The 12,382-nt window shown below is 49.6% G+C and carries 11 protein-coding genes and 1 riboswitch; of the genes, 1 reads left to right on the top strand and 10 read right to left on the bottom strand.

The features are described from left to right. Positions 1-152 precede the first annotated feature (152 nt). The 9 genes from pyrE to pyrR form a co-directional block, all read right to left on the bottom strand. Positions 153-731: an orotate phosphoribosyltransferase gene (gene pyrE / locus Tfer_RS04875; RefSeq protein WP_200901007.1), complete on the bottom strand. Its 579-nt coding sequence runs from the start codon at positions 729-731 to the stop codon at positions 153-155. After that, positions 725-1,483, bottom strand: a complete 759-nt coding sequence (gene pyrF, locus Tfer_RS04880; protein WP_282432054.1) for an orotidine-5'-phosphate decarboxylase — start codon at positions 1,481-1,483, stop codon at positions 725-727. Before pyrF ends, pyrE begins: the two co-directional genes overlap by 7 nt. A 65-nt stretch (positions 1,484-1,548) precedes the next feature. After that, complete coding sequence (locus Tfer_RS04885; RefSeq protein ID WP_052217143.1) at positions 1,549-2,466, bottom strand: dihydroorotate dehydrogenase; 918 nt, start codon at positions 2,464-2,466, stop codon at positions 1,549-1,551. After that, positions 2,459-3,304, bottom strand: a complete 846-nt coding sequence (locus Tfer_RS04890) for a dihydroorotate dehydrogenase electron transfer subunit (RefSeq protein ID WP_052217144.1) — start codon at positions 3,302-3,304, stop codon at positions 2,459-2,461. The genes Tfer_RS04885 and Tfer_RS04890 overlap by 8 nt, the downstream gene beginning before the upstream one ends. A 25-nt stretch (positions 3,305-3,329) precedes the next feature. Next, the gene (carB, locus tag Tfer_RS04895) at positions 3,330-6,554 is read right to left on the bottom strand and encodes a carbamoyl-phosphate synthase large subunit (RefSeq protein WP_052217145.1); all 3,225 of its coding nucleotides are present in this window, start codon (positions 6,552-6,554) and stop codon (positions 3,330-3,332) included. Positions 6,555-6,558: 4 nt separating this feature from the next. Continuing rightward, the gene (gene carA / locus Tfer_RS04900; protein ID WP_052217146.1) at positions 6,559-7,638 is read right to left on the bottom strand and encodes a glutamine-hydrolyzing carbamoyl-phosphate synthase small subunit; all 1,080 of its coding nucleotides are present in this window, start codon (positions 7,636-7,638) and stop codon (positions 6,559-6,561) included. Positions 7,639-7,652: 14 nt separating this feature from the next. Then, positions 7,653-8,945: a dihydroorotase gene (locus Tfer_RS04905; RefSeq protein ID WP_052217147.1), complete on the bottom strand. Its 1,293-nt coding sequence runs from the start codon at positions 8,943-8,945 to the stop codon at positions 7,653-7,655. Further along, positions 8,929-9,870, bottom strand: coding sequence for an aspartate carbamoyltransferase catalytic subunit (locus tag Tfer_RS04910; RefSeq protein ID WP_013120694.1), 942 nt, complete (start codon positions 9,868-9,870; stop codon positions 8,929-8,931). Before Tfer_RS04910 ends, Tfer_RS04905 begins: the two co-directional genes overlap by 17 nt. 182 nt (positions 9,871-10,052) lie before the next feature. Beyond that, a complete protein-coding gene (gene pyrR, locus Tfer_RS04915; protein ID WP_013120695.1) occupies positions 10,053-10,601 on the bottom strand; it encodes a bifunctional pyr operon transcriptional regulator/uracil phosphoribosyltransferase PyrR in 549 nt (182 codons plus the stop codon). A 298-nt stretch (positions 10,602-10,899) separates the two neighbouring features. On the opposite strand from pyrR, the gene Tfer_RS04920 reads away from it, so the two are divergent. Next, positions 10,900-11,172, top strand: coding sequence for a hypothetical protein (locus Tfer_RS04920; protein ID WP_052217148.1), 273 nt, complete (start codon positions 10,900-10,902; stop codon positions 11,170-11,172). A 37-nt stretch (positions 11,173-11,209) separates the two neighbouring features. Here the strand turns inward: Tfer_RS04920 and Tfer_RS04925 are convergent, their stop codons facing one another. After that, positions 11,210-11,794, bottom strand: coding sequence for a restriction endonuclease (locus Tfer_RS04925; protein WP_052217149.1), 585 nt, complete (start codon positions 11,792-11,794; stop codon positions 11,210-11,212). Positions 11,795-12,144: 350 nt separating this feature from the next. Continuing rightward, positions 12,145-12,295: riboswitch (cyclic di-GMP riboswitch) on the bottom strand. Positions 12,296-12,382 lie beyond the last annotated feature (87 nt).

Below are 12,382 nucleotides of genomic sequence, written 5' to 3' on the forward strand. Positions count from 1 at the left end.
AATATGCTAGTCACTCGAATCGGCTAATTAGTGACAGGAGACTTTCACTCCATTAGTTTCCCAGCCTTGACGGCTGCTCCCTCTGCGTCCTCTGTGGTGGGTGGGTAAAGGGTGGGTGGGGTGACCCGGCTACCCCACCCACCTTTACTGCCTTAATTTACTTCCCTGCTACCCGGTTTTACTACGGGTATGCCTTCCTTACATAGAGGACAATCATCAGCCTCCCATGACTGGATGTCCATTGTCAATTCAGCGTGCAGCGGCACGCCGAAATCAACAGCGCCGTTACTCCTGTCTACCAAAACGCCTACCCCAACAATATTGCCCCCTAACTCACGTATTACGTTCATCACTTCTTTCACTGAACCGCCGGTGGTAACCACGTCCTCCACCACCAGCACATTGGCGCCCGGTTCAATGGTAAAACCGCGACGCAGCTTCATCTGGCCCTGTTCGCGCTCGCAGAAGATCGAAGGCACACCCAAGGCCCTGGCCACTTCATAAGAAACGATAATACCTCCCATGGCCGGTCCGACAACAATATCAATCTTCTGACCCTGAAATTTTGCCGCCAGATCAGCGCATAATTTTTGTGCATACTCAGGAAATTTTAAAACCTGGGCGCACTGCATATACCGGTTGCTGTGGCGGCCGGAAGTCAGCCGGAAATGACCGGTCAACAGCGCCTTGGCCTCGGTAAAAATATTTAATACTTCTTCCTTACTCAACATTTCAACCCCTCCTCCATTTCCGCAACTATTCTTTTGGCGGCCTCCACCGGGTCATTAGCCGCTGTTATGGGCCGGCCCACTACCAGGTAACTGGCCCCGGCCTCAACTGCCTCTTTGGGGGTCATTACACGCTTTTGGTCATTTTTCGCAGACCAGGCCGGCCTTACCCCGGGGGTGACAATGACAAAATCATTACCGCAGGTTTCCCGAATGACCCTGATTTCCCTGGGAGAAGCCACAACGCCATTCAGTCCCGACTCTTTGGCCAGTTTGGCCCACTTAACCACCTGTTCCTCAACGGTCCGGTCAATACCCATTTCGTTGCGCAGTATTTCTTCATTGATGCTGGTTAATACTGTCACGCCGATTACTAACGGTCTCGGAAGATTTAAAGAGGACGCCGTTTCAACGGAAGCTCTGACAGCCGCTTCCATCATCTCCTTTCCGCCGGCCGTATGTACGTTGAACATATATACCCCGTGCCCCGTCAGGACAGCACTGGCCTGCCCGACAGTATTGGGAATGTCATGCAGTTTCAGGTCCAGGAATATCCTGGTCCCGAGGCTATGCAGCCTCTTCAACACTTCCGGTCCCTCGCTGTTAAACAACTGCATGCCGACTTTGAACACTCCGACATGCTCCTGCAGTTGGGCAACCAGCATTTCAGCTTCTTGTGCCGTATCCACATCAAGAGCCACTATCAAACGGTCCTTCGCTGCTAACAATTGTTTAGCCTCCTTTTCTTTGGCCAACCGCCCGGCAAACCCCCTCGGCCTTCGCCTCTGGGGTGTAAAGGAAGGTTTGCTTACGCAAACCCCTATTTCCACGCGGCGCCTACCAGTTCGTTAATATCTTTCACCCCGTATTTCTCCATGTATTGCTCTATCCCTTCAAGAACGTCCATGGTAGCCCGGGGATTAACAAAGTTAGCCGTTCCGACAGCCACCGCCGTAGCGCCGGCCAGGATAAACTCTATGGCATCTTCGCCTGACATGATACCGCCCATGCCCAAAATAGGAAGATTAACTGCCTGGGCTACCTGCCAGATAATGCGCACGGCCACGGGTCTGATGGCCGGGCCCGATAAACCGCCCATTGTGTTGCCAAGGACCGGCTTTCTGGTATGAATATCAATGGCCATGCCCAGCAGAGTGTTAATCAGGGCCAGGGCATCAGCTCCTGCCTCGGCTACCCCCTGGGCTATTTCCACGATGTTGGTCACATTTGGCGATAGCTTGGCAATAACAGGCAGGGTGGTATGCTGTTTTACTGTCCTGATAACTTCGGCAGCCATAAAGCAGTCGGTTCCGAAAACCATGCCGCCTTTTTTCACGTTGGGGCAAGAAATATTTACTTCCAGGGCCGCCACCCCGTCGGCAGCAGTCAGCCGTTTAGCCAGTTCGGCGTAGTCTTCCAGGGTATTACCTGCTATATTCACAACTACCGGAGTATCATACTCCTTCAGATAAGGTAAGGCCTTGCTGATAAAGTGGTCTACGCCAGGGTTCTGCAGGCCTATGGAATTCAGGATTCCCGCCGGTGTTTCCACAATCCTTACGCCCGGGTTGCCCAACCGCGGCTCAAGGGTAGTTCCCTTGACCACTATGGCGCCCAGCCGGTTTAAGTCGATGTAGGGAGCATACTCCGGGCCAAAACCGAAGCATCCCGAAGCAGTAGTAACGGGATTTTTCATCTGCAGGCCCCCAAGATTTACGGCCAGGTTTGGCCTAGTCATCAAAAATCACCTCACCTGCACCAAAAACCGGACCATGGGTACAAACAAGACTGTAATCAAAATTTTGTTCATGACCGGCCACTGACAACTGACCACCGATCACTGATTGTTGTCCACCGGTCCTTTTTCTTGTTTTACACGTACACGCCAGACAGGCGCCCACGCCGCAGCCCATGCGGGCTTCCAGGGATACCTGGCCAGGGATGTTCGCTTCTTTCATCAGCCAGACCACATTCCTGATCATGACTTCAGGGCCACAGACATAGTAATAATCCGGTTTAAAATCGGTAATGGCCTGTTTAACCAGGTCAGTTACAAAGCCACGGTGGCCAACAGACCCGTCATCGGTAGCTATGGCCAAAGGCCAACCCTTTTCCTGCACGACATCAATGCCCACCACGGCATTAGCATTCCGGAAACCGTAAAGAATCTTCTGCTCCAAACCCGCCTGGTCCAACATGCCGATTAACGGTAAAAGCGGGGCCACTCCAATTCCTCCCCCTACCACCAGGCACCGGGTTGCCCTATCAGGTAGCCAAAATCCATTCCCCAACGGACCCATAATATCCAGGTCGGCGCCAGCTTCTATCTCACTAAGCATGCGCGTACCCCGGCCCACTACCACATAAAGCAGACTTAAAATACCCTTTTCTTTGTCAATATCGTAAAGGCTGATTGGCCTTCTGAGGAGCGGGTCCATGGTCCTGCCAACCCTGATATGCACGAACTGACCCGGTTTTGCTTCTTCGGTAACTTTTGGGGCATCAAGCTCCATAAGGTAATAGCCCGGTTTTACCGGACTGTTGCTGACAACTTTAGCCATTTCCCGGACCGGCAAATCACTTCCCCCTTTTTGTGTAAGTCTAATTAAGGTATTCCTGTAAAGGAATGAGCGTGAAATCTTTACCTTCTTCAAAGGACTTCAGCACGTCGCGGATTACCCGGGTAGTATCCAGGGAGGTCAGGCAGGGGATGCCGTGCTCAACGGCAGCACGCCTGATCTTAAACCCGTCCCTTTCGGGCTGTTTACCCCTGGTCAAAGTGTTTATAACCAGGTCAATTTTGTTGGCCCTGATCAGGTCTATGATATGGGGTGACCCCTCCCTGATCTTGTTGACCTTTTCTACCGGCAGCCCTGCCGCCTGCAGGGCTTTGGCCGTCCCGCAAGTAGCCAGCAGTTTAAACCCAAGTTCTACAAAACCCTTCAGAATGGGGATGACTTCTTCTTTATCCTTGTCTGCTATGGTGGCCAGTATGGTCCCTTCCCTCGGAATATCCATCCCGGCAGCCACCAGAGCTTTGTACAGCGCCATGGACGGGTCGACATCAACCCCCATTACCTCTCCCGTGGATTTCATTTCCGGCCCTAGCGAAGTATCTACTTTCAGCAGTTTGGAGAAGGAGAAGACAGGCACTTTAATAGCATAGTACCTGGGAGCCGGGTAAAGTCCCGGTTTGTAACCCAGGTCCCGGAGTTTCTTGCCCAGAATCATTTTCGTCGCCAGGTTCACCATAGGTACCCCGGTTATTTTGCTGATATAAGGTACCGTCCTGCTGGAACGCGGGTTTACCTCCAAGACAAAAATCCGGTCTTCATGAAGCACATACTGGATATTGATAAGCCCTTTCACATGCAGGGCCCGGGCCAGTTTGGTAGTATAGTCAACCACATCCCTGGCCAGGTTCTCCGGCAGGCTCCTGGCCGGATAAACCGCTATGCTGTCTCCCGAATGAACGCCGGCCCGCTCAATATGCTCCATGATCCCCGGTATGAGTACATCCTCTCCGTCTGAAATGGCATCGACCTCAATCTCCTTGCCAACCAGGTATTTATCTACCAAAACGGGGTGCTTGGGCGATACATTTACAGCAGACTTCATGTATTCCAGCAGTTCATCCTGATTATAAACAATTTCCATCGCCCTGCCACCCAGCACATACGAAGGACGCACCAAAACCGGGAAACCGATTTCTTCAGCAATTTCCTGGGCCCCTTCCACGGAGGTCGCCGTTCTACCCGGCGGCTTGGGAATGCCCAGGTCTTGCAGGAGCTGGTCAAATTTATCCCGGTCTTCAGCCATATCAATATACTTCACAGACGTACCAAGAATATTTACCCCGGCTTGGGCCAGGGGTTCCGCCAGGTTGATGGCTGTCTGGCCGCCGAACTGTACCACCACACCTACCGGCTTCTCTTTCTCGATGATATTCAGCACATCTTCCGGAATAAGGGGTTCAAAGTAGAGGCGGTCCGAAGTATCAAAATCCGTACTCACCGTCTCCGGGTTGTTATTGATAATAATGGTCTCAATACCTTCTTCCCGGAGAGACCAGACAGAATGCACCGAACAATAGTCAAACTCAATTCCCTGGCCAATCCTGATAGGCCCGGACCCCAGCACAATGGCCTTTGGCCGGTCCGTCGGCTCCGCTTCATCCTCCTGGTCGTAAGCAGAGTAATAATAAGGTGTCACCGCTTCAAACTCCGCGGCACAGGTGTCAACCATTTTGTAGACCGGAACTACCCCGTGCCGCTTCCTGACATGCCTGATTTCTTCCTCAGCCAAACCCGTAATTTCCGCCATATATACATCAGGCAAGCCAAAATATTTGGCCTCAGCCAGAACTTCCTTGGTCAGGAAATCCGTTCCCTGCGCCTGAACACCGGCAGCCAGCTTTTCTTCAAATTTAACGATGTTTTCTATCTTTTCCAGGAACCAATAATCAATCCTGGTAATCCTGTGGATTTCTTCTACAGTCATACCGCGCCGCATAGCCTCAGCAAGGACAAACAACCGCTCATCATCGGCGCTGGCCATTTTTTCTTTCAGCAATTCCGTGGAGATCTCTTCCATCCCTTTAACTGTTAGACCGTACCGGCCGATTTCCAGCGACCGGATAGCCTTCATCAGGGCAGCTTCAAAATTTCTGTCAATGGCCATTACTTCCCCTGTAGCCTTCATTTGGGTACCCAGCATACGGTCGGCGAAAGCAAATTTGTCAAAGGGCCACCTGGGGATTTTCACAACACAATAATCCAAGGCCGGTTCAAAGCAGGCGTAAGATTTGCCCGTAACGGCATTGATAATCTCGTCCAGGGTCAAACCAATGGCTATTTTGGCCGCTACCTTGGCAATAGGAAAGCCCGTGGCCTTGGAAGCCAAAGCACTGGAGCGGGATACCCGCGGATTAACTTCAATAACAATGTATTCAAAGCTGTTCGGATTTAACGCAAACTGTACGTTGCAGCCGCCTTCAATACCCAGGGCCCTGATTATTTTTAGGGATGCTGCCCTTAACATCTGGTATTCCTTGTCGGACAGGGTCTGGGAAGGAGCCACCACTATACTGTCCCCGGTGTGTATCCCGACAGGGTCGATATTTTCCATATTGCAGACAGTGATGCAGTTATCGTTACTGTCCCTGATAACCTCGTATTCTATCTCTTTCCACCCGGCCACACTGCGTTCAATCAGGCACTGCTTAATCATACTCATTTTCAGCCCCCGGGTGGTAATATCCTTTAATTCTTCCACGTTGTTGGCTATACCGCCGCCGGTACCCCCAAGGGTATAGGCAGGCCTTACAATGACCGGAAAACCTATTCTTTCAGCAAAAACCACCGCATCATCCACGTTATCCACGATTACGCTTTCCGGAATAGGCTCCTTTATCTCATTCATCATATCCCTGAACATTTCCCTGTCTTCGGCCTTTTTAATGGTTTCGAGCGGCGTCCCCAGCAGGGCAACCCCTTCTTCTTGCAAAATTCCCCTTTCCGCCAGTTCCACGGCAATGTTTAAACCAACCTGGCCGCCCAAGGTAGGCAGCAGGCCGTCAGGCTTTTCTTTCTTGATAATTCTGGCTACAAAATCCGCCGTCAGGGGCTCGATATAAACACGGTCGGCTATGTTCGCATCGGTCATGATAGTGGCCGGGTTACTGTTGACAAGGACGACCTCCAAGCCCTCTTCCTTTAAAGCCCGGCAGGCTTGGGTGCCGGCATAGTCAAATTCCGCAGCCTGACCGATGATAATCGGGCCAGACCCTATAACCATTACCTTCTTTAAGCCCTGCTTCTTAGGCATCCTCCTACCTCCTCCATTTTTCCATCAAGTCCAAAAACTGGTTAAACAGGTATTCCGAATCCCAGGGACCGGGAGCTGCTTCGGGATGATACTGGACCGAAAATACCGGCATGGTTTTGTGCCGGAGTCCCTCTACCGTACCGTCATTCATATTTATATGGGAAACTTCCAGGTCCTTATCTGTCAGAGAATCACCGTCTACGGCATAGCCATGGTTCTGGGATGTAATATGCACCTTGCCTGTAGCCAGGTCTTTAACGGGATGATTGGCCCCCCTGTGACCAAACTTTAGTTTATAAGTTTTGGCGCCAAAAGCCAGCCCCAGGATTTGGTGCCCCAGGCAGATGCCGAATATGGGCTTTTCGCCAAGTAGTTTTTTCACCGTTTCTATGGCAAAGGGGACAGCCGCAGGGTCACCGGGACCGTTAGACAACATAATGCCGTCAGGATTCATGGCCAGTATTTCTTCGGCCGTGGTCTGGGCCGGGACAACAGTCACGTCGCAACCAAGGTTATACAGAGACCTGGCAATGTTTTTCTTCGCCCCAAAATCCATCAGCACCACTTTATAACCGTCATTCGGCAAGTTATACGGTTCTCTGGTGGTAACCTCCAAAACAAGCTCCGGCCCTGTCCAGGTTGGGGGCTGCTTAACTTTTTCTTTCAGTTCATCAATATCAAAATCACCGCTGGCAATTATACCCCCCATGGTTCCGTGGTTGCGGAGACGCCTGGTCAGCGCCCGGGTATCTACACCCGAAATTCCAACGATACCTTTTTCTTCCAGGTATTCATTAACTGTTTTTCCAGACCGCCAGTTACTGGGGTGTTCACAGAATTCCCTGACCACAAAACCTTTGCAAAAAGGCCTGATCGATTCAAAGTCCTCGTCATTTATACCGTAATTGCCTATCAGAGGATAGGTCATGGTAATTATTTGGCTGCAGTAGGATGGGTCTGTAAGTATTTCCTGGTATCCGGTCATACCGGTATTAAAAACTACTTCGCCAAATTGTTCACCAACAGCCCCAAAGCCCTTTCCTTCATACACGGTACCGTCTTCTAATACTAAAACTGCCTTCATAATTTATCCTCCTTCTACAATGTCCTGTTGTTCATCACAATTTTACCCTGTACAATCGTATAAACAGGCAGAGCTTTTAAGCGCCTGCCGATAAATGCGGAATTTCTGGCTTTAGACGCAAAATTGTCGGGATTAACTGTCTCTTCCAAAGCCGGGTCAATTATGGTAATATCCCCATCGTATCCCACAGTCAAAGAACCCTTGCCCTGCAGCCCGAAAATGGCAGCCGGACGCACAGTTAATTTGGCTACAGCTTCCTTTAGGTCTAAAATTCCCTTCTCCACAAGTTCCTCATAAATTAACCCCCAAGCGGTTTCCAGACCGATCATCCCGAAGGGAGCATAATTGTATTCGACATCTTTTTCCTCCACAGTGTGGGGAGCATGGTCTGTGGCAATAATATCTATGGTGCCGTCTTTCAACCCTTCTTTCACAGCCTGTACATCTTCAGCAGACCGCAATGGAGGATTCACCTTTGTACTTGTATCATAATTGCCCACCGCTTCCTCAGTCAGTGTAAAATGGTGCGGCGTGGCTTCGGCAGTAACCCGGAGGCCTTTTTTCTTAGCCATGCGCACCAGTTCTACAGAACCCCTGGTACTTACATGAGCGATATGAAGTTTCGCTCCCGTAACTTCTGCCAGCAGTATATCCCTTGCTACCATAATCTCTTCGGCAGCCCTGGTTATGCCGCGCAAGCCAAAGAGGGTGGAACAGTACCCTTCATTCATAACGCCGTCGGCAACTAACTGCTTGTCTTCACAGTGAGAAATTATCGGGATATCAAACATCATAGCATATTGCATGGCCAAACGCATAAGCTGAGCGTTGGCAACAGGCTGTCCGTCATCAGATATGGCTATTGCGCCGGCCTGGTACATATCGCCGATTTCAGCCAGTTCTTCACCGCGGGACCCCTTGGTAATAGCGCCGATGGGAAAAACATGTACAACCCCCTCAGCCAGAGCCTTGGCTTTGACAAATTCTACCAATGCCCGGTTGTCAATAACAGGATTGGTGTTTGGCATACAGGCAACGGAAGTAAAACCACCCCTGGCCGCCGCCCTTGTCCCTGTGGCAATAGTTTCCTTGGCTTCGTACCCAGGTTCCCGCAGATGTACATGCATATCTATAAATCCGGGAAAAACCCATTTCCCCTGGGCATCAATCACTTCACAGTCATGCCGGGAAACATCAATTTGTGCCCCGACGGAAGCAATTTTTCCATTTGTAATATAAATATCTGCTACCTGATCCATATTATTGGCCGGGTCAACTACCCGCCCGCCTCTAATTAGCAGGTTCATGAGGGTTCCCTCCTCCCGCCAGTAAGTAAAGCAAAGCCATCCTGACCGCTACCCCGTTGGTAACTTGTTCATTAATAACCGCTTCGACGCTGTCAGCCACATCAGGAGCAATTTCAACACCGCGGTTCATCGGACCCGGATGCATGACTATGACATCAGGACTGGCGACCTTGAGCCTGTCCTTCGTAACGCCAAAAATCCGGGCATACTCCCTGATAGTCGGGAATAATCCCTTCTGCTGCCGTTCCAACTGTAGGCGCAGAACCATTACCACATCCGCATCCTGTAAACCTTCCTCCAAATTGTAATAAGGCTTTGCCCCCATTTTTTCAATTTCCGGCGCCATCAGGGTGGCCGGGCCGACAACTCTAACCTCGGAACCCATTTTCGTCAGCCCGAAAATATTGCTCCGGGCAACCCGGCTGTGTAAAATATCCCCTACAATTGCCACCCTCAGGCCCGCTAAAGTACCCTTTTTCTCCCTAATGGTATACATATCCAGTAGAGCCTGGGTCGGGTGTTCATGGGCTCCGTCCCCGGCGTTAATAACACTGGCCGAAACATGTCTGGCCAATATATGCGGAGCGCCGGCAACAGGATGTCTTAAAATAACTACATCGGTCCCCATAACCTCTATGGTTTTGGCCGTGTCTTTCAGCGATTCCCCTTTAACCACGCTGCTGGTGGAAGTGCTGATATTAATAGTATCAGCGCTCATATATTTCCCGGCCAGCTCAAAAGAGGTTCGAGTTCTGGTGCTCGGTTCGTAAAACAGGTTTACCACCGCTTTGCCGCGCATAGTCGGCACCTTTTTGATTTGGCGCTGAATAATTTCCTTCATAGGCTCAGCCGTATCAAGAATCAGGGTGATTTCATCAGCCGTCAGGTCCTTTAACCCCAACAGGTCTTTCCGGTTCAGACTCACCGTCAGTATCTCCTCCTCATCGGCGCTTGGCGCTCCGTGGCACCAAGGGCATGAATCATCCAACAGGCCACTTGCCCACTGACCGCCCGGTCGTAATAGAAAACCTCCTTATCAGCGCAAGCCAATAAGGAGGTGCTGCCATCTCACCACCCTTATTGGCCTCGCCGGACCAAGTTAAAGGGTTACGCTTCACCTTCTACAATGATAACCCGTTCTTCGCCGTCTATTTCCTGGAGCTTACACTCGATAATTTCCTTCTTGGAAGTAGGGACGTTTTTGCCTACGTAATCCGCCCTGATAGGTAATTCCCTGTGGCCCCTGTCTATTAAAACAGCCAACTGAATAGACCTGGGCCGGCCCAAATCCATCAAAGCATCCATAGCGGCACGGATGGTCCGGCCTGTATATAAAACATCATCAATAAGGATAACGGTCTTCCCTTCAATATCAAAAGGTATGTTTGTTTTTTGCAAAACCGGCTGATTATTAATTGTTGTCAAGTCATCGCGATAAAGGGTAATATCCAAAGTCCCAATGGGAATCTCTTTATTTTCAATTTCCTTAATTTTTTGCTGCAGTCTCTGGGCCATTGGCACACCCCGGCGCCTGATGCCTACCAGAACCACATCGTCAATTCCTTTATTCCTTTCAATGATTTCGTGCGCAATACGGGTTAAGGCCCTACGCATGGCTTCCGCATCGAGAATCTGGGTCTTTTCCTGAAGTTTCATTTTACAACACCTTCCGCTTTTAATATTTTTGAACCCCTTTAATTATGCCTGTGGCCAGGCGGATATATAAAAATACCTGCGTACCAAGCGGCAAGCAGGCATAGTTTCCCCAATTAACAAAAAACTGTATACTCCTTACTAGCCTCTCGGACTAATTTAAAGGGACTTTTTATTCTTCTGTTAGTTTACCAAATCGGCCGGAGAATGTCAAGGAAAACTGCACCAGCATTTTTGCACCTTTATTTATCGCCGGTCATATTAATGTATAGAAAATTATTATATGGAGGAGGAGAAGCAAATGTATTTTCACCCTTACCACCCGGGTTTCTACCCAGGTTATAGTTATCCATACAGCCCCATGGGAGAAAATCCGAGTCAAATAATTGCCTGTACCGACCCGATAGTTCAGCACGGTATGAAAGAGCTTAAGGCTCGCGTTCCCATACGCCATGTTTTGAGAGAAGTTGCCGCCGCAGCTTACCTGGCAGGTATGGGCTATGCGCCCACGGAAGCTATAGCTGCTGTTGAAAGATGGGAAGAAATGGGTTATTTCCCGCCTGCCAGAAGATAACGAGGATAGGAAAAGCTAGGGTGATACCCTAGCTTTTTTATGCCACTCGCTCCTTTCCCACCTGCTGCATCTGGACCTTGCTGCTCCGGCCGGGCATCTTAGACTTGTTAGCACGAAAATACGAGAGCAGTCCAAGCAAATCACCCCTGTCGAACAGCAATACTTCCAATTGTTGCGCCGCCTCCTGAGCTTTGGGAGTAAAAAAGCCGTTTGTAATAACCATTCCTTCTGTGCAGCCATACACATCACTGCCGTTGCCTGCCGTCAGGACCGCCCTGCTGCCGACTCTGTAACGGGGCAAAGTATGTTTTATCACTACGGCTATCTTCTTCGTGCCTTTATGGAGAATAAGGTCTATCCCCCCCTGGCCGGCTGATTCTCCGCCTATTTTTTTCACCAGGAACCCCTGCCATTCAAACATTCTAATTAAAAGGAGGACAAACTGTTCCTCTGCCAAATGGTCTATCTGATAAATATCAGCGGAACGAATATTTTTATATCTCTGCTTATAACGAAGGTACCTTGTATAATAAATACCGGCTCCAAACATCAGAAAAACCGACAGCACTATCGTCCATAATACCAATACAAAATCGTAAACGGTAATAGCATAACTTACCATATTTTTCACACCTTTAAAGGAAGACTGCTTCCTTTTTTAAGGAGCTTCCTTTGTTAAATCCTCTAATGATATTATAGTATATTTTACAGCGAATTGGTAGTGCCTCCCGCCCCGGAGGCACAGGTCGAAAACTAAAAAAAAGACCCAAATCACCGGTGCAGGATTTTCCTGCGATTTGGTTCAGGACTATAAGTTTTAGTCCGGGTAATCCTGGTGGGGGGATTAAACCAAATTCATTTGCCGGTGACTTGAGTTGGATGAGGGCTATTTGGGGCAAAACGGGCAAGGTTCTCAATAAAAAAACCTATCCAGTTACCAAGGACAGGTTAAACACATTGTGCGAGAACACCTTCGGTAACCCGGCTGTCGTAAATCAGCGACCAGTGATCCACAGCCAGTAACCAGTTTATTTTTTATTTACCGGTCACTGGTCACTAGTCACCAATTCGTAGACCCGTGGCTTTGCGTCCCAGATTTTCACCTGGTTTGCCGTTTCGGGACCCAATATTTATTTTCCAAATATATTATAATAGCCATAAACCCAAGTTGTCCAGACTAAATTTTCCATTTTTCGAGAAAACGTTATTT

It is taken from the genome of Thermincola ferriacetica, assembly GCF_001263415.1.
In the GTDB taxonomy this organism is placed as follows: Bacteria; Bacillota; Thermincolia; order Thermincolales; family Thermincolaceae; genus Thermincola; species Thermincola ferriacetica.

Excerpts from the sequence above, each read along its gene's own strand:
- pyrE (WP_200901007.1), bottom strand. The coding sequence starts at position 731 with ATGTTGAGTAAGGAAGAAGTATTAAATATTTTTACCGAGGCCAAGGCG.
- Tfer_RS04885 (WP_052217143.1), bottom strand. The coding sequence starts at position 2,466 with ATGACTAGGCCAAACCTGGCCGTAAATCTTGGGGGCCTGCAGATGAAA.
- carB (WP_052217145.1), bottom strand. The coding sequence starts at position 6,554 with ATGCCTAAGAAGCAGGGCTTAAAGAAGGTAATGGTTATAGGGTCTGGC.
- carA (WP_052217146.1), bottom strand. The coding sequence starts at position 7,638 with ATGAAGGCAGTTTTAGTATTAGAAGACGGTACCGTGTATGAAGGAAAG.
- Tfer_RS04905 (WP_052217147.1), bottom strand. The coding sequence starts at position 8,945 with ATGAACCTGCTAATTAGAGGCGGGCGGGTAGTTGACCCGGCCAATAAT.
- pyrR (WP_013120695.1), bottom strand. The coding sequence starts at position 10,601 with ATGAAACTTCAGGAAAAGACCCAGATTCTCGATGCGGAAGCCATGCGT.
- Tfer_RS04920 (WP_052217148.1), top strand. The coding sequence starts at position 10,900 with ATGTATTTTCACCCTTACCACCCGGGTTTCTACCCAGGTTATAGTTAT.
- Tfer_RS04925 (WP_052217149.1), bottom strand. The coding sequence starts at position 11,794 with ATGGTAAGTTATGCTATTACCGTTTACGATTTTGTATTGGTATTATGG.